Consider the following 16,341-nt stretch of genomic DNA (forward strand, 5'->3'; position numbering starts at 1 on the left):
AGGGTGCCTACCGTCGAAGCCGGAGGTGACCCACCATGGCCACGAGCGTGCGCTACATCGTCGACGACACCGACGACCTCTCGGTCTACGAGCTGCTCGGGTTCACCGTGCTGGCCCACCCCTCCCCCGGGTTCGCCGTGCTGGAGCGGGGCGGGACCCGCCTGCTGCTCAACGTCCCCGGTGGCGGCGGCGGAGCCGGCCGCACCACCACCGGCGCGACGCCGCGGCCCGGCGGGTGGAACCGGCTGCAGCTCGAGGTCGACTCCCTCGACGAGCTGGTCACCGACCTGGCGGCCGCGGGGGTGCGCATCCGCAGCGGCGTCGTCGACGGCCGCGGCGGCCGCCAGGCGATCGTCGAGGACACCTCGGGCAACCCCTTCGAGCTGTTCGAGCCCGCCGCCCGCTAGGGCGGCGGGCTCACGTCCGCCGGGATCCGGACAGCCACGGGCGGAGCGTTGCGGGGCCGAGGTCGGTGGTGGGCCGTAGTCTCGCCAGGGTGGCCGCGAGCAGCACACGACGACCCCGCGTCGTGATGATGTGCGGGCCAGGTGGTGCCGGCAAGACCACCTACGCCAAGCGCCTGGAGCGCCAGGGCTGGACGCGCCTGTCGTTCGAGGTCGAGTTCTGGGAGCGCGGGATCACGACGATGCCCGCCGCCGACGTCGTGGCCGAGGTAGCAGCGGACCTGAGGACGCGCCTGCTGCGCCACGTCACGGCAGGAGACGACGTCGTGCTCGACTTCGGCTTCTGGTTCCGGCGACAACGCGACGAGCTCCGCGCGCTCCTCGCACCCCGGCACATCGTGCCGGAGACCGTCTACATCGCGACGAGTCTCGAGACCATCCTGAGCCGGGTCGGTGACCGGCACGGCAGGCAGGCGGACGACTGGCCGCTCACCGTGCAGACGGCGACGGAGTACTTCCAACGGTTCGAGCCGCCGACGCCCGAGGAGGGACCGCTCGACGTGGTCCGCCAAGCCGGGTGAGCACCTAGGTCCCGCGCCCGGACCCCTGATCCTCGGACCCGGGGCCCGGCTGCCGCCCACCGCGCCCGGACGGGTCACGAGCGCCGGGCGAGCTCCACGACCGACCACGACAACGGCGGCACCACGACCTCGTGCCGCCCGGCGACGACGGGGGCCGGGAACCCGTGCAGGTCGACGGTGGTGCGCACCGGAGCCGTCTCCGACCGGTTGACCATCAGCAGCTGCAGCGCCCCCGTCTCGTCGTCCCACGTCGCGGTCGCCGCCAGCAGCGGCACGTCGCCGGCCTCGGCCTCGTAGGTCGCGACCCGGGACTCGACGCGCAGCACGTCGCCGCGCGCCGCGGCCGCGATCCGCGCGAACGGCTCGAAGATCGTCTGGGTCCAGGCCGGCCCGCCCGGCTCGGTGCGGATGGGCGCGATCACGTTGACCAGCTGGGCCAGGCAGGCGACCGAGACCCGATCGGAGTGGCGGAGCAGGGTGATCAGCAGGCTGGCGACCATGGTGGCGTCGAGGTCGTCGTAGGTGTCCTCCAGCAACGGTGGCGCCTGCGGCCAGAGGTCGGGGTCGGGGTCGACCCACCGCGACATGTACCAGACGTTCCACTCGTCGACGGCGACCCGCAGCCGCCGGCGCGACCGGAGCCGGGCGCCGACGTGGTCGGCGGTCGCGACGACGGCGTCGATGGCGCGGTCGAGGTCGTGGGCCCCGGCGAGGTACGCGGCGGGCGTGCGCCCGGTGGGGTCGTGGTAGCTGTGCAGCGAGACGTGGTCGACGACGTCGTAGCACTCCGTGAGCACCGCGGCCTCCCAGGCGGCGAAGGTCGGCGCGGCCGGGCTGGAGCTGCCGCAGACGACCAGCTCGACGTCGGGGTCGACCATCCGCATCGCGCGGCCGGTGGCCGCCGCGAGCCGGCCGTAGTCGGTCGCCGGCCGGTGCCCGATCTGCCAGGCGCCGTCCATCTCGTTGCCCAGGCACCACAGCCGCACGTCGTGGGGCTCCTCGGCGCCGTTGCTGCGGCGCAGGTCGGACAGCCGGGTGCCGCCCGGGTGGTTGCAGTACTCGAGGAGGTCGACCGCCTCCTGCACGCCCCGGGTGCCGAGGTTGACCGCCATCATCGGCTCGGTGCCCGCCGCCCGGCACCAGCGCATGAACTCGTCGGTGCCGAAGGCGTTGGTCTCGGTGCTGTGCCAGGCGAGGTCGAGCCGTGTGGGGCGCTCCTCGGGCGGGCCGACGCCGTCCTCCCAGCGGTAGCCGGAGACGAAGTTACCGCCCGGGTAGCGGACGACACCCACCCCCAGCCTGCGCACCAGGTCGAGCACGTCGGTGCGGAAGCCGTCGGGGTCGGCTGCCGGGTGCCCCGGCTCGAAGACGCCGGTGTGGACCGCGCGCCCCATGTGCTCGAGGAACGACCCGAACAGCCGTCGGTCGACGCTGCCGACCCGCAGCTCGGGCGTCAGCGTGATCGCGGCCTCGATCGGGTCGGCGTCGTGGGTGCTGGTCGTCACGGTCGGCTGGTCACACCTGCACCGGCAGACCGCCGGTGACCGCGAGCACCTCGCCGGTGACGTACGCCGACTCCGCCGAGGCGAGGTAGACGAAGGCGCCCGCGACCTCGACCGGCTGCCCGGCGCGGCCCATGGGGGTGTTCTCGCCGAACGACGCGGTCATCTCCTCGGGCATCGTCGCGCGCACCAGCGGCGTCCAGGTGGGGCCGGGCGCGACCGAGTTGACCCGGATGCCGTCCCGCGCGGCCGACCAGGCCAGCGCGCGGGTGAACGTCGCGATGCCGGCCTTCGTGGTGGCGTAGTCGAGCAGCTCCGGCGAGGGCGAGGCGGCCTGCACCGAGGAGGTGTTGATGATCGAGGAGCCACGCGGCATGTGCGGCATCGCCCCGCGGCACATCCAGAACAGCGCGTAGAGGTTGGTGCGCATGGTCCGGTCGAACTGCTCGGTGGTGATGTCGGCGATCCCGCCCGGCTGGGCCAGCTGGTAGGCGGCGTTGTTGACCAGCACGTCGATGCGCCCGTGCTCGGCGACCGTTCGGGCGACCAGGTCGCGACACGCCTCCTCGCGGGTCAGGTCGGTCGGCACCAGCGTGATCGAGCGCCCCGCCTCCTCGACCAGCCGCGCGGTCTCGCGGGCGTCCTCGTCGTCGCTCTCGAGGTAGCAGATCACCAGGTCGGCGCCCTCGCGGGCGAAGGCCAGGGCGACGGCGCGCCCGATGCCGGAGTCGCCCCCGGTCACGATCGCGACCTTGTGGCGCAGTCGCCCGTGTCCCTCGTAGGACTCCTCGCCGTGGTCGGGCCGCTCGGGCATCGACGCCGTGAGGTGGGGGTCGGTCACAGGCGGTCGCCGTAGGTCTCGATCGCGTTGGCGGCCTTGACGCGCTCGCGCACCGCGTCGGGCAGGGTGGTCAGCACGTGCCGCGGGTCGTCGAAGTCCCAGTGCGGGTAGTCGGAGCTGAACATCAGCGTGCGCTCGGCCTGCGCGATCTCGAGCAGCGTGTGCAGGTGGCTGCGCCGCCGCGGCTCGGGCATCGGCTGGGTCGTGAACCGCACGTGGTCGACCAGGTACTCGCTCGGCAGCCGCTTGACCCACGGCACCTCGTCGCGCAGGCCCTTGACGTTCTTGTCGAGGCGCCACATCACGTCGGGGATCCAGCCGAGCCCGCCCTCGGTGATGACCACCTTGAGGTTCGGGAACCGCTCGAAGACCCCGTGCACGACCAGGCTGATCACGTTCGCCTGGAAGACCTGGCTGAGGCCGGTGTGCCACTCGACGTAGTAGGTCGGCGTGCCGCCCGCCATCGGCGGCGAGGTGCGGAAGATGCCCTCGCCGGAGTTGGGGTGGACCGCGATCGGGATGCCGACCTCGGCCGCCGCCTCGTAGATCGGGTAGTAGTGCCGCTGCCCCATCAGGATGTTGGTCAGCGGCATCAGCACCCCGACGAACCGCCGGTCCGCGGCGGCCCGCCGGATCTCCGTGGCCGCCTGCTGCGGGTCCTGGGCGCCGACGACGAGGTAGCCGCGGTAGCGCTCGTCGGCGTCGAACCAGGTCGCCGCCAGCCAGTCGTTGTAGGCCGAGGCGATCATCGCGGCGGCGTCGGGGTCGGGCATCGCGCCGAGTCCGAGGACCTCGCCGCCGATCAGCACGGCGCGGTCGATCGCGTTCCCGTCGAGCAGCTGCTGCGCGGTGAACGCCGGGTCGGCGCCGGGCGCCGAGCCGTCCGGGGCGCGGGCGTCGTCGCGCAGCACCCCCGACTGGTTGACGTAGAGCATGTTCCGGGGGATCGAGACCGGCTCGCGGTGCCCGATCGTCGAGAGGCTGCGCCGCTCGTCGAGCCCCAGGCGCCGCTGGGCGGTGTGGGACAGGAACGGTCGCAGGTCGCCCATGCCGCCCTTCATGATCGGGTGCACGTCGCAGTCGACGAGGTCGTAGCGGGTCGGCGTCCCGTCGAGGGAGGCCGGCTGGTCGAGCAGTTCGGTCATGTGCGCTCCTGTGCGACAACCCGTTGCGGAAGACACCGTCGAGGCGTCAGAGTCATGAATAGCAAATCGTTTGGCATCCGCGATAGAGGCAGCGAGGAAACAAATGGAAGTTCGAGTCGGGACCGTGGACGAGGTTCGCCGCGACGGGTGCCGGGTCGTCGAGATCGACGGCCGCAGCGTCGGGATCATCAGCGTGGGCGAGGAGTTCTACGCGATCAACGACCGGTGCCCCCACATGGGGGCCTCGATGTGCACCGGGTCGCTGAGCGGGACGATGGTCGCCTCCGACCCGCACGAGTACGTCTACGGCATGGACGAGCGGGTGATCCGGTGCCCCTGGCACGGCTGGGAGTTCGACCTCGTGACCGGCCGCTCGCTGCTCGAGCCCAAGCGCAGCGGGCTGCGCACCTACCGGGTCACGACCGACGACGGCCACGTCGTCGTGCACGCCTGAGGGGACCAGGGTGCTCAAGAACATCGACCCGCTGCTCTCCGCCGACCTGCTCGGTCACCTCGCGGCGATGGGTCACGGGGACGTGCTCGCGCTCGTCGACCGCAACTACCCCGCCGCCTCGACGGCGCAGCGGCTGGTGACGCTGCCCGGGGTCGACGTGCCGCGCGCGGCCCGGGCGATCCTCTCGGTGCTGCCGGTCGACACCTTCGTCGAGCCGGCCGTGCTGAGGATGGGCGCCGTGGGCGACGAGGAGGTCGTGCAGCCGGTGCACGCCGAGCTCCAGGCGGTGGTCGACGAGGCGGAGGGCCGGGCGGTGACCTCCGCGGCGGTGGAGCGCTTCGAGTTCTACCGGCGCGCCGGCGCAGCGTACGTCGTCGTGGCGACGACCGAGGACCGCCCCTACGGCTGCTTCCTCATCACCAAGGGCGTGGTCTGAAAGTTCTCCCGCCCGGGTCTTGCCCGGCTGGGCGGAACGGCCTACGGTCCTAGCAATTCGATTTGCGTGACGCCCGTCACACGGCCGTTCCGGGACGGTCGCCGACCGTGGAGGAGCACCATGTCCGAGACCGTCCACCTCGATCGTCGTCACCTGCTGCGGGGCGCCGCAGGAGGGGCCCTGGGCCTGGCCGCCGCCGGCGCTGCGGGGGTCGCGCTGCCCAGCACCGCCGAGGCCGCGACGGCCGGGCTGATCCCTCCCACCGGGCGCTGGCCGCTGTGGAAGCAGGCCGACCGCAAGGGACTGGTCTTCGGCTCCTCGATCGCGACCTGGCAGCTCGACAAGACCTACCGGCGGCTGCACGCCCGCGAGGCCGGGCTGCTCTTCACCGAGGACGACCTGCTCTGGTACCAGCTCAAGCCCGGCCCCGACGAGCCCCTCAACTTCGGGCCCGGCGACCAGATCATCGACTTCGCCGAGCGCAACGACCAGCTCGTGATCGCCGCGCACCTCGCGTGGGACGAGGGTTTCGGCGAAGGCTGGAGCGAGGACGACCTGTGGGGGCTCGGCCGTGACGAGGCGAAGAAGCTGCTCTACGGCGTGATCCGCCGCGAGGTGAAGCACTTCCGCGGCCGCGCCGACGGCTGGATCGTCGCCAACGAGGTCACCGACCCGGAGGAGGCCGACCGGCACGGCTTCCGCAAGAACGTGCCCTGGTACCAGACCATCGGGCCCTCCTACATCGCCAAGAGCTTCCACATCGCCAAGGAGCACGACCCGAGGGCGCTGCGGATCATCAACGAGTTCGGGTTCGAGACCGTCAACGAGTGGGGCGACCGCCCCGAGCCGCGCCGCCGCGCCTACCTGAAGGCGATCGACCGGCTCCTCGACATCGGCGCGCCGGTGCAGGCGGTCGGCATCCAGGGCCACCTGCTCGCCGACGGCTTCCACCGCAAGTTCGACGAGCGCGGCTACCGCGCCTTCCTGCGCGAGATCGCCGACCGCGGACTGCCCATCCTGGTCACCGAGCTCGACGTCCTCGACGAGGGGCTGCGCAAGGCGCCCAAGGTCCGCGACCGCAAGGTGGCCGACGTCTACCGCCACTACCTCGACGTCACCCTCGACGAGCGGGCGGTCAAGGCGGTCATCGCCTTCGGCCTGACCGATCGCTACACCTGGCTCGACGAGGACCAGCCCCGCGAGGACGGCGCCCACCGGCGTCCGCTCGCCTTCGACCGGCAGCTGCGGCCCAAGCCGGCCTACCGCGCCATCAGCAACGCCTTCCGCCACGCACCGGTGCGCAAGCGGCTCTGGAAGCCCAAGAAGGGGCGCTGACCCCGGCCCGGCCCTGGGTGGCGGTGAGTCAGCCGCCGTTACGGATCGGTGGATCGGGGCCTGCTCACCGCCGCCCCGGGGCCGAGGCGAGGTGGCGGTGAGCGAGCCGCCGTTACGGGTCTCGTCGTGCCGGACGACGCCGTGGTGGTCGACCGGCACGCGGGGTGGTTGCTGGGGGCCGACATGGTGCTCGCGCCCAACGAGCACCTCGCAGCCCGTCCCGTCCGGATGTTCCTGCCGTCGGGTCGGGGGCGTCTGCGCAGCGGCCTGGCCGACAGCGGGGAGCGAGCGATGCGACCCGACGACGTCACGGAGGTGCACGGCATCCCGGTGACCACACCGCTCCGCACGGCCTGGGACCTCGGCATGGTGCGGTGGCCGGACGAGGCGGTCAGCGGCATCGACCGGATCTGCGCCCTGCGCCGCTTCACGAAGCAGGAGCTCCTGGGCGGCCTGCCGCGGTTTCGCGGCCGCCGCTGGGTGACCACGCTGCGGGCCATCGCACCCCTGGCCGACCCTCGCAGCGAGTCACCTCCTGAATCGGTGCTGCGCCTGCGTTGCCACGAGGCCGGCATGCCGGAGATGGTGCCGCAGGTCGAGGTCTGGGAGGACGGCGTCCTGCTGGCCCGGCTCGACCTCGCCGACGAGGAGCACCGCGTCGCCGTCGAGTACGACGGAGTCGAGTGGCACAGCACTCCGGAGCAGCTGGCGCACGACCGTTGGCGTCGGCTGATGCTGACCGAGGAGTTCGGCTGGACGATCGAGACGTTCACGGCGTACGACGTGTTCGGCCGACCGCGCGACTGCTTCCCGAAGCTCTACCGCCTCAAGCGGCAGCTCGGGCTCTGATCGGTCCGTCGAGTCGTCGTTACTCGTGACGAGTGACGACGACTCGTCAGAAGATGATCTCGCCGGACTTGCGGCGGGAGCGCAGGAGCTGGATGGCCTCGTCGAGGATGTCGGCCGCCTCCTGGTCGGAGCGGCGCTCCTTCACGTAGGCCAGGTGGGTCTTGTAGGGCTCGATCTTGGGGGCCGGGGGCGGGTTCTCCTGGTCGCGGCTGGCCGGCAGGCCGCACTTGGGGCAGTCCCAGGAGTCCGGGATCTGGGCCTCGACGGAGAAGGTCACCACCGAGCGGTGCTCGTGGGAGCAGAAGTAGGTGACGGCCTGCCGAGGGGCGGCTTCGCCGCGCTCGGCCTCGCCCATCGGTCCGGCGCCGACCCGGCTGCCCCGGATGGCGTTTCCTGCACCAGCCACGTGCGGTCCTCTCTCGGTCGCGCCGGCGTCGGCCGGCGCGGGGATCAGTGCGGGGGTTGCGCGGGTCGGCTGACCCGGGGGGTCACTGGTAGGCGAGCAGCAGGCCGAGCGCGATCACGCACGCGAACCAGATCGCCCCGACGCCGACGGTGAAGCGGTCGAGGTTGCGCTCGGCCACCGACGAACCGCCGAGGGAGCTCGAGACTCCACCACCGAACATGTCCGAGAGTCCGCCGCCCCGCCCCTTGTGGAGGAGGACCAGCAGGATCATGAGGCCACTGGTGATGACCAGGAGAATGGTGAAGAACAGTTCCACGGGCGAAATCCTACGTCACGCGCGCGCCGGTCAGAGGACCGGCATGTCGTAGAAGCGGCAGATGCCGCCGAACTCGTCGGCCTGCAGGCTGGCGCCGCCCACCAGGCAGCCGTCGACGTCGCCCTTGGCCATGATGCCGCCGACGTTGGCGGCCTTGACCGAGCCGCCGTAGAGGATCCGTACGCCGTCGGCGGCCGCGTCGCCGTAGGCCTCGCGGACCTGGCCGCGGATCGCCTGGCAGACCTCCTGCGCGTCGTCGGGCGTGGCGACCTCGCCGGTGCCGATCGCCCAGACCGGCTCGTAGGCGATGACCAGCCCGGCGACCTGCTCGGGGGTGAACCCGGCCAGCGAACCCTCGACCTGGGCCATCGTAAACGGCACGTGCTCGCCGGCCTGGCGCACCTCGAGCCCCTCGCCCACGCACACGATAGGCACCATCCCGGCGGCCAGCGTCTTGTGCGCCTTGGTGTTGACGACCTCGTCGCTCTCGCCGTGGTGCTCGCGGCGCTCGGAGTGCCCCACCACGACGTAGGAGCAGCCCAGCTTGGCCAGCATCGCCGCCGAGATCTCGCCGGTGTAGGCGCCGGAGTCGTGGGTGGAGACGTCCTGGGCGCCGTAGCGCACCGAGAGCCGGTCGCCGTCGACGAGCGTCTGCACGCTGCGCAGGTCGGTGAACGGCGGTACGACGACCACCTCGACCCGGCCGTAGTCGTGGCGCTTGTCCGACAGCGTCCACGCGAGCTTCTGGACCAGCACCACCGCTTCCTGGTGGTTGAGGTTCATCTTCCAGTTCCCCGCCATCAGCGGGGTGCGGGTGGTGGCCATGCGTCAGTCCTCCAGGACCTTGATGCCGGGGAGCTCCTTGCCCTCGAGGTACTCGAGGCTGGCGCCGCCGCCGGTGGAGATGTGCCCGAACGCCGCCTCGTCGAAGCCGAGCGCGCGCACCGCCGCGGCGGAGTCGCCACCGCCCACGACCGAGAGGCCGTCGACCTCGGTGAGCGCCTGCGCGACCGCGCGGGTGCCCTCGGCGAAAGCCGCGACCTCGAAGACGCCCATCGGGCCGTTCCAGAACACCGTGTGCGCGCCGGACAGCGCGGCCGCGAAGGCCTCCCCGGACGCCGGTCCGATGTCGAGGCCGAGGCTGTCGGCCGGGATCTGGTCGGCGGGTACGACGGTCGGGTGCGGCTCGCGGTCGCCGGAGGGGAACTCGGTGTCGACCACGACGTCGACCGGGAGCACGATCTCGACGCCGGTCTCGCGGGCCCGGTCGAGGTAGCCGCGCACGGTGTCGAGCTGGTCCTCCTCGAGCAGGCTCTTCCCGACCTCGAGCCCCTGGGCCCTGAGGAACGTGAACACCATGCCCCCGCCGATCAGCAGCTTGTCGGCCTTGCCGAGCAGGTTGTCGATGACGCCGAGCTTGTCGGAGACCTTGGAGCCACCGAGCACGACGACGTAGGGCCGCTCGGGCGACTCGGTGAGCCGGCGCATCACGTCGAGCTCGGCCGAGACCAGGCCGCCCATCGCGTGGGGCAGCAGCTGGGCGACGTCGTAGACGCTGGCCTGCTTGCGGTGCACGACACCGAAGCCGTCGGAGACGAACGCGTCGACGAGGCCGGCGAGGTCGGCGGCGAACGCCGCGCGCTCCTCGTCGAGCTTGCTGGTCTCGCCGGGGTTGAACCGGACGTTCTCGAGCACCGCGACGTCGCCGTCGGCGAGGCCGGCGACCGTGGCCCGGGCCGCCTCACCCACGGTGTCGGTGGCGAAGGCGACCTCCTGGCCGAGCAGCTCGCCGAGCCGCTCGGCGACCGGGCTCAGCGAGTAGCGCTCCTCGACCGCCCCCTTCGGGCGACCGAGGTGCGCGACCACCACCACCCGGGCGCCGGCGTCGGCCAGGGCCCGGATGGTGGGGACGCTGGCCCGGATCCGGCCGTCGTCGGTGATCTCGGTGCCGTCGAGCGGCACGTTGAGGTCGGAGCGGACGAGGACGCGCTTGCCGGCGACGTCGCCGAGCCCTGCGTAGTCCGACACGTCAGAGGGTCTCGCCAACGTGGGCGATCAGGTCGGCGAGGCGGTTGGAGTAGCCCCACTCGTTGTCGTACCAGCCCACGACCTTGACCTGGTTGCCGATCACCTTGGTGAGCGGCGCGTCGAAGATGCACGACGCCGGGTCGGTCACGATGTCGGAGGAGACGATCGGGTCGGTCGAGTAGCGCAGGAACCGGCCGTCGGCGGCCTTCTCGATCGCGGCGTTGACCTCCTCGACCGAGGTCTCGCGGCCGGCCTCGAAGGTCAGGTCGGTGGCCGAGCCGGTCGGGGTCGGCACCCGCAGGGCGTAGCCGTCGAGCTTGCCCTTGAGCTCGGGCAGCACCAGGCCGATGGCCTTCGCGGCACCCGTCGAGGTCGGGACGATGTTGATCGCGGCGGCCCGGGCGCGACGCAGGTCCTTGTGGATGTTGTCCTGCAGGTTCTGGTCGGCGGTGTAGGCGTGGATGGTCGTCATCAGGCCCTTGACGATGCCGAACTCGTCGTTGAGGACCTTCGCCATCGGCGCCAGGCAGTTGGTGGTGCACGACGCGTTGGAGATCACCGTGTGCGCGGCGGGGTCGTAGTCGGTGTGGTTGACGCCCATCACGACCGTGATGTCCTCGTTGGAGGCCGGCGCCGAGATGATGACCTTCTTCGCGCCGCCCTGGTCGACGTGGGCCCGCGCCTTGGTCGCATCGGTGAAGAAGCCGGTGGACTCGACGACCACGTCGACGCCCAGGTCGCCCCAGCCCAGCGCGGCGGGGTCGCGCTCGGCGAACGCCTTGATCTCGGTGCCTCCGACCACGATCGCGTCGTCGGTCGAGGAGACGTCGGCGTCGAGCCGGCCCAGGATCGAGTCGTACTTGAGCAGGTGGGCCAGCGAGGCGTTGTCGGTCAGGTCGTTGACCCCGACGATCTCGATGTCGAGGCCGGAGGCACGGACGGCGCGGAAGAAGTTGCGGCCGATCCGGCCGAATCCGTTGATGCCTACGCGAACGGTCACTGCGGCTGCTCCTGCACGTCGATGGGACTGGACTCCTCCGACCCTATCGCCCCCGCCGGTGCCGACCACCGGCCGTCCCGCGCTACGTGCGGGTAACCCCTCAGCCCTCCTCGGCGAGCATCTCCGGGGTCAGCGAGGCCTCGGTGTCGGGGATGCCGAGCTCCTCGGCGCGCTTGTCGGCCATGGCCAGCAGCCGCCGGATCCGGCCCGCGATCGCGTCCTTGGTGAGCACCGGATCGTGCAGCTGGCCGAGCTCCTCGAGCGAGGCCTGCTTGTGCTCCAGACGGAGCCGGCCGGCCATCCGCAGGTGGTCGGGGACCTCGTCGCCGAGGATCTCCATCGCCCGCTCCACGCGGGCCCCGGCGGCGACCGCGGCCCGCGCCGAGCGGCGCAGGTTGGCGTCGTCGAAGTTGGCCAGCCGGTTGGCGGTGGCCCGGACCTCGCGGCGCATCCGCCGCTCCTCCCAGGCCATCAGCGACTCGTGGGCGCCCAGCCGGGTCAGCAGCTGGCCGATCGCGTCGCCGTCGCGGATGACGACGCGCTCGACGCCGCGCACCTCGCGGGCCTTGGCCTGGATGCCGAGCCGGCGGGCGACGCCGACCAGCGCCAGGCCGGCCTCGGGTCCGGGGCAGGTGACCTCGAGGGACGACGAGCGCCCCGGCTCGGTGAGCGAGCCGTGGGCCAGGAACGCGCCGCGCCACGCGGCGACGGCGTCGCAGCCGCCGCCCGAGACCACGGCGGGCGGGAGACCGCGCACCGGGAAGCCGCGCTGGTCGAGCAGCCCGGTCTGGCGGGCCAGCGCCTCGCCGTCCTTGATCACCCGCACGATGTAGCGGGTGCCCTTGCGGATGCCGTTGCCCTGCACCATCACGACGTCGGACTTGTGGCCGTAGACCTCGGCGATGTCGGTGCGCAGCCGCCGGGCCGCGGCACCGGTGTCGAGCTCGGCCTCGACGACGACCTTGCCGCTGACGATGTGGAGCCCGCCGGCGAAGCGGAGCATCGAGGCGACCTCGGCCTTGCGACAGCAGGTCTTGGTGATCTGGGTGTTGGCCAGCTCCGCCTTCACCTGTGCCGTCATCGCCATGCTGCAGATCCTCGCACGCGAGTCAATCACCTGACGGACGGTCTGCCAGGCCTGCGACCGGGGTCACGCCCGCTCCAGGATCCGGGCGTACGCCGCCGCCAGCCGCCCCACGTCGTGGCGGGGCGAGCCGGGTGCCTCGGCGACGTCGTCGACCACCAGTCGGGCGCCGAGCGCCTCGACCGTGTGGGCGAGCTGCTCGAGGTCGTCGACCGTGCCGTCGCGGTCGGCCAGCACCGTGTGGATGCGCAGCTCGGGGGCGTGGGACAGCAGCACCGCCAGGTGGTCGGCCGGGCCGAAGCCCTGGGTCTCCCCCGGCTGCTCGGTGAGGTTGAGCACCACGACGACCTTGGCCGGGGTGTCGACCAGCCCCTGGCGCAGCGCGGGCACCAGCACGTGCGGGATCACCGAGGTGAACCACGAGCCCGGCCCGAGCACCACCCAGTCGGCCTCGGCGATCGCGGCCAGTGCCTCGGGCGAGACCGGCGGGTCGGCGGGGTCGAGGGCGATCGAGTCGATGATGCCGTTGGTGCTGGCCACCTCGACCTGGCCGCGCACCGCGGTGAGGGCGTCGGGGTCGGCGGGGTCGAGCCCGCGCACCTCGGCGGTGATGTCCATCGGGCACAGCGCCATGGGCAGCACCCGGCCGGTGGCGCCGAGCAATCGGCCGACGTAGTCGAGGGCGTCGACGTGGTCGCCGAGCAGTTCCCACAGCCCCACGATGAGCAGGTTGCCGATCACGTGGTCGCGCATCTCGCCGTCGCCGGCGAACCGGTGCTGGAGCACCCGCGCCCACAGGTCACCCCACTGGTCGGTGCCGCACAGCGCCGCCAGCGCCATCCGCAGGTCGCCGGGCGGCAGCACGCCGAACTCGCCGCGCAGGCGGCCCGAGGAGCCGCCGTTGTCGGCGACGGTGACGATCGCGGTGAGGTCGTCGACGACGAGCTCGTCGACCAGGCGGCGCAGGGCGCTCAGCGATGCGTGCAGGCCGTGGCCGCCGCCGAACGCCACGACCGCCTGGGCGCGGTCGGCGGTCATTCGCGGCCCAGGTCGCGGTGGACCGCGCGGGTCTCGATGCCCTCGGCGGCGAGCCGCCGGGCGATCTCCTCCGACATCGCGACGCTGCGGTGCTTGCCGCCGGTGCAGCCCACGGCGACCTGGACGAAGCGCTTGCCCTCGCGCAGGTAGCCGGCCGCGACGCCGCGCAGCAGCTCGACGTAGCGCTCGAGGAACTCCTCGGCGCCCGGCTGGCGCTTGACGTAGTCGGCGACCGCTGCGTCCATGCCGGTGCCGGGCCGCAGCTCGGGCACCCAGTAGGGGTTGGGCAGGAAGCGCATGTCGGCCACGAAGTCGGCGTCCACCGGGATGCCGTACTTGAAGCCGAAGCTCACCACCGAGACCTTGAGCCGGATCGCCTCGGGCGAGCCGAACGCCTCGGCGATCCGGTCGGTGAGCTGGTGGACGTTGAGCGCGGTGGTGTCGATGACCAGGTCGGCCGCGCCGCGCAGGCCGGCGAGCACCTCGCGCTCGCGCTGGAGCCCGTCGAGCAGCCGGCCGCCGGCCTGCAGCGGGTGCGGGCGGCGGGCGGCCTCCTGGCGGCGCACCAGCACCTCGTCGGTGGCCTCGAGGAACAGCAGGGTGGCCCGGCGCCCGGTCGCGCCCTTGGCGAGGTTGGCCTGCAGGGTCTGGAAGAACGAGCCCGAGCGCACGTCGACCACCACCGCGACCGGCTGCTCGGTGCCGCGACTCTCGTCGACCAGCCGGACGACGTCGCCCAGCAGGCTGGGCGGGAGGTTGTCGACGACGTAGAACCCGAGGTCCTCGAGCTCCTTGGCGGCGGTGCTGCGGCCGGCGCCGGTCATGCCGGTGACGACCACCATCTCACCGGACTGCGCGGTGCCCATCAGGCCTCGCCCTCCCCTTCAGCCTCGATGATCTCGCCGGTGGCGGTGTTGACGGTGATGCCCACGTCGCCAGTCTTGCGGCTCGGGGCGGCGACCGTGACGGCTTCCTTGATCGCGGTCGCCGTGCGGGCGCCGATGCCCGGCACCTGGGCCAGCTCCTCGACGCTGGCCTCGCGCAGCTTCTTCAGCGACCCGAAGTGCTTCATCAGCGTCCGGCGGCGCACCTCGCCCAGCCCCGGCACGTCGTCGAGCACGCTCTCGACCATCGACTTCGAGCGTCGCGACCGGTGGTGGGTGATCGCGAACCGGTGGGCCTCGTCGCGGATCCGCTGCAGCAGGTAGAGACCCTCGGACGAGCGGGCCAGGATCACGGGGTCCTCCTCCCCCGGCAGCCAGACCTCCTCGAGCCGCTTGGCCAGGCCGCACACCGGGACGTCGTCGATGCCGAGCTCGTCGAGCGCCCGCTGCGCCGCCGCGACCTGCGGCGGGCCGCCGTCGACGACCACCAGGCCGGGCGCGTAGGCGAACTTGCGCGGTCGCCCGGTCTCGGGGTCGACCAGCATCGGTCCGTTCTCGGTCGACACCTCCGTCGAGCGCGCCTGCTCGTCGAGCAGCCGCCGGAACCGACGGGTGATCACCTCGTGCATCGAGGCGACGTCGTTCTGCCCGTCGACGCCGCGGATCACGAACCGGCGGTACTCGCTCTTGCGGGCCAGCCCGTCCTCGAAGACCACCATCGAGGCGACTACCTCGGTGCCCTGGAGGTTGGAGACGTCGTAGCACTCGATGCGCAGCGGCACCTCCTCGAGCGCGAGCGCCTCCTGGATCTCCTCGAGGGCCTGGTTGCGGGTGGTGAGGTCGCTGGCGCGGCGGGTCTTGTGGAGCATCAGGGTCTGCGCGGCATTGCGGGCCACAGTCTCCATCAACGACCGCTTGTCGCCGCGCTGCGGCACCCGCACCTGCACCTTGGCGCCGCGCAGGTCGCCGAGGAGCTGCTCGAACGTCGACGCGTCGGGCGGCAGCTCGGGCACCAGGATCTCGCGCGGGATGGAGTCGGAGGCCTGGTCGCGGTCGATGCCGGCGTAGAGCTGGAGCAGGAAGTCGTCGACCAGCTCGGCGGTGCCGCCCTCGTCGACCCGGTCGGCCACCCACCCGCGCTGGCCGCGGATCCGGCCACCGCGCACGTGGAAGATCTGCACCGCCACCTCGAGCGGGTCCTCGGCCAGCGCGATCACGTCGGCGTCGGCGCCGTCGGAGAGCACGACGGTCTGCTTCTCCAGCGCCCGGTTCATCGCGCCGAGGTCGTCGCGGAGCCGCGCCGCCTTCTCGAAGTCGAGCGCCTCGGAGGCGGCGTACATTTCCTGCTCGATGCGGCGCGTGAACGGCCGGGTGCGACCGGCCATGAACTCGCAGAAGTCGTCGACGATCGCCCGGTGGTCCTCGGCGCTGATGTTGCCCACGCACGGCGCGGAGCACTTGTCGATGTAGCCGAGCAGGCAGGGCCGGCCGATCTGGCTCGACCGCTTGAACACGCCGTTGCTGCACGAGCGCATCGGGAAGACGCGCAGCAGGATGTCGACGGTCTCGCGGATCGCCCAGGCGTGGGAGTAGGGGCCGAAGTAGCGGGTGCCGCGCCGCTTGGCGCCGCGCCCGACCATCACCCGGGGGTAGTCCTCGCCGACGGTCACCGCGAGCCAGGGGTAGGACTTGTCGTCGCGGTACTTGACGTTGAACCGCGGGTCGTACTCCTTGATCCAGGAGTACTCCAGCTGGAGCGCCTCGACCTCGGTCTTGACCACGGTCCACTCCACGCTGGTCGCGGTGGTGACCATGGTGGCGGTGCGCGGGTGGAGGTTGCCGACGTCCTGGAAGTACGACGACAGCCGGGCCCGCAGGTTCTTCGCCTTGCCGACGTAGACCACCCGGCCGCGGGCGTCGCGGAACCGGTAGACGCCCGGCTGGGTGGGGATCGAGCCGGGCTCGGGACGGTAGGACGACGGCCCGCGGGAGCTCCGGGAGGGACGGGTCGCAGGCACGGGACAACCCTACGGTCCGC

The 16,341-nt window shown here is 72.2% G+C and carries 18 protein-coding genes; 6 read left to right on the forward strand and 12 right to left on the reverse strand.

Features of this window, described 5'->3' with window-relative positions:
- Window positions 1–35: 35 nt before the first annotated feature.
- Both JT721_RS07700 and JT721_RS07705 read left to right on the forward strand, forming a co-directional pair.
- On the forward strand, window positions 36–407 hold the full coding sequence (locus JT721_RS07700; protein WP_205472364.1) for a VOC family protein: 372 nt from the start codon (window positions 36–38) through the stop codon (window positions 405–407).
- An 89-nt stretch (window positions 408–496) separates the two neighbouring features.
- A complete protein-coding gene (locus JT721_RS07705) occupies window positions 497–985 on the forward strand; it encodes an ATP-binding protein (protein ID WP_205472365.1) in 489 nt (162 codons plus the stop codon).
- Between the two features lie 74 nt (window positions 986–1,059).
- Here JT721_RS07705 and JT721_RS07710 read toward each other — a convergent pair whose 3' ends face one another.
- From JT721_RS07710 to JT721_RS07720, 3 genes are read right to left on the reverse strand one after another with little or no spacing between them, the layout of a single operon-like run.
- The gene (locus JT721_RS07710) at window positions 1,060–2,490 is read right to left on the reverse strand and encodes an alpha-N-arabinofuranosidase (RefSeq protein ID WP_307827945.1); all 1,431 of its coding nucleotides are present in this window, start codon (window positions 2,488–2,490) and stop codon (window positions 1,060–1,062) included.
- Between the two features lie 10 nt (window positions 2,491–2,500).
- Window positions 2,501–3,328, reverse strand: coding sequence for an SDR family oxidoreductase (locus tag JT721_RS07715; protein WP_307827946.1), 828 nt, complete (start codon window positions 3,326–3,328; stop codon window positions 2,501–2,503).
- Window positions 3,325–4,473 (reverse strand): amidohydrolase family protein, encoded by a 1,149-nt coding sequence (locus JT721_RS07720; protein ID WP_205472366.1) that lies wholly within the window; start codon window positions 4,471–4,473, stop codon window positions 3,325–3,327. Before JT721_RS07720 ends, JT721_RS07715 begins: the two co-directional genes overlap by 4 nt.
- A 103-nt stretch (window positions 4,474–4,576) precedes the next feature.
- On the opposite strand from JT721_RS07720, the gene JT721_RS07725 reads away from it, so the two are divergent.
- The 4 genes from JT721_RS07725 (at window position 4,577) to JT721_RS07740 (ending at window position 7,547) form a co-directional block, all read left to right on the forward strand.
- Entirely contained in the window at window positions 4,577–4,927 is a 351-nt protein-coding gene (locus JT721_RS07725; RefSeq protein WP_240340310.1) for a Rieske (2Fe-2S) protein, read from the forward strand.
- Window positions 4,928–4,937: 10 nt separating this feature from the next.
- Window positions 4,938–5,363 (forward strand): RbsD/FucU family protein, encoded by a 426-nt coding sequence (locus JT721_RS07730; RefSeq protein WP_205472368.1) that lies wholly within the window; start codon window positions 4,938–4,940, stop codon window positions 5,361–5,363.
- Between the two features lie 120 nt (window positions 5,364–5,483).
- A complete protein-coding gene (locus JT721_RS07735) occupies window positions 5,484–6,698 on the forward strand; it encodes an endo-1,4-beta-xylanase (protein WP_205472369.1) in 1,215 nt (404 codons plus the stop codon).
- Window positions 6,699–6,824: 126 nt separating this feature from the next.
- Window positions 6,825–7,547 (forward strand): endonuclease domain-containing protein, encoded by a 723-nt coding sequence (locus tag JT721_RS07740; RefSeq protein WP_205472370.1) that lies wholly within the window; start codon window positions 6,825–6,827, stop codon window positions 7,545–7,547.
- Window positions 7,548–7,593: 46 nt separating this feature from the next.
- Here the strand turns inward: JT721_RS07740 and JT721_RS07745 are convergent, their stop codons facing one another.
- From JT721_RS07745 to uvrC, 9 genes are all read right to left on the reverse strand, one after another.
- Window positions 7,594–7,953, reverse strand: coding sequence for an RNA polymerase-binding protein RbpA (locus JT721_RS07745; RefSeq protein ID WP_205472371.1), 360 nt, complete (start codon window positions 7,951–7,953; stop codon window positions 7,594–7,596).
- An 82-nt stretch (window positions 7,954–8,035) separates the two neighbouring features.
- Window positions 8,036–8,269 (reverse strand): preprotein translocase subunit SecG, encoded by a 234-nt coding sequence (secG, locus tag JT721_RS07750; protein ID WP_205472372.1) that lies wholly within the window; start codon window positions 8,267–8,269, stop codon window positions 8,036–8,038.
- A 30-nt stretch (window positions 8,270–8,299) separates the two neighbouring features.
- On the reverse strand, window positions 8,300–9,094 hold the full coding sequence (gene tpiA, locus JT721_RS07755; RefSeq protein ID WP_205472373.1) for a triose-phosphate isomerase: 795 nt from the start codon (window positions 9,092–9,094) through the stop codon (window positions 8,300–8,302).
- A gap of 3 nt (window positions 9,095–9,097) precedes the next feature.
- Entirely contained in the window at window positions 9,098–10,297 is a 1,200-nt protein-coding gene (pgk, locus tag JT721_RS07760) for a phosphoglycerate kinase (RefSeq protein ID WP_205472374.1), read from the reverse strand.
- Between the two features lies 1 nt (window position 10,298).
- On the reverse strand, window positions 10,299–11,297 hold the full coding sequence (gene gap, locus JT721_RS07765) for a type I glyceraldehyde-3-phosphate dehydrogenase (RefSeq protein ID WP_205472375.1): 999 nt from the start codon (window positions 11,295–11,297) through the stop codon (window positions 10,299–10,301).
- Between the two features lie 100 nt (window positions 11,298–11,397).
- The gene (whiA, locus tag JT721_RS07770) at window positions 11,398–12,384 is read right to left on the reverse strand and encodes a DNA-binding protein WhiA (RefSeq protein ID WP_205472376.1); all 987 of its coding nucleotides are present in this window, start codon (window positions 12,382–12,384) and stop codon (window positions 11,398–11,400) included.
- A 63-nt stretch (window positions 12,385–12,447) separates the two neighbouring features.
- Entirely contained in the window at window positions 12,448–13,419 is a 972-nt protein-coding gene (yvcK, locus tag JT721_RS07775; protein ID WP_205472377.1) for a uridine diphosphate-N-acetylglucosamine-binding protein YvcK, read from the reverse strand.
- The gene (rapZ, locus tag JT721_RS07780) at window positions 13,416–14,285 is read right to left on the reverse strand and encodes an RNase adapter RapZ (protein WP_205472378.1); all 870 of its coding nucleotides are present in this window, start codon (window positions 14,283–14,285) and stop codon (window positions 13,416–13,418) included. Before rapZ ends, yvcK begins: the two co-directional genes overlap by 4 nt.
- Window positions 14,285–16,321, reverse strand: a complete 2,037-nt coding sequence (uvrC, locus tag JT721_RS07785) for an excinuclease ABC subunit UvrC (protein ID WP_205472379.1) — start codon at window positions 16,319–16,321, stop codon at window positions 14,285–14,287. The genes rapZ and uvrC overlap by 1 nt, the downstream gene beginning before the upstream one ends.
- Window positions 16,322–16,341: the final 20 nt, after the last annotated feature.

Origin of the sequence: Nocardioides sp. SYSU D00038, assembly GCF_016924665.1 — a bacterium.
Taxonomy (GTDB): Bacteria; Actinomycetota; Actinomycetes; order Propionibacteriales; family Nocardioidaceae; genus Nocardioides.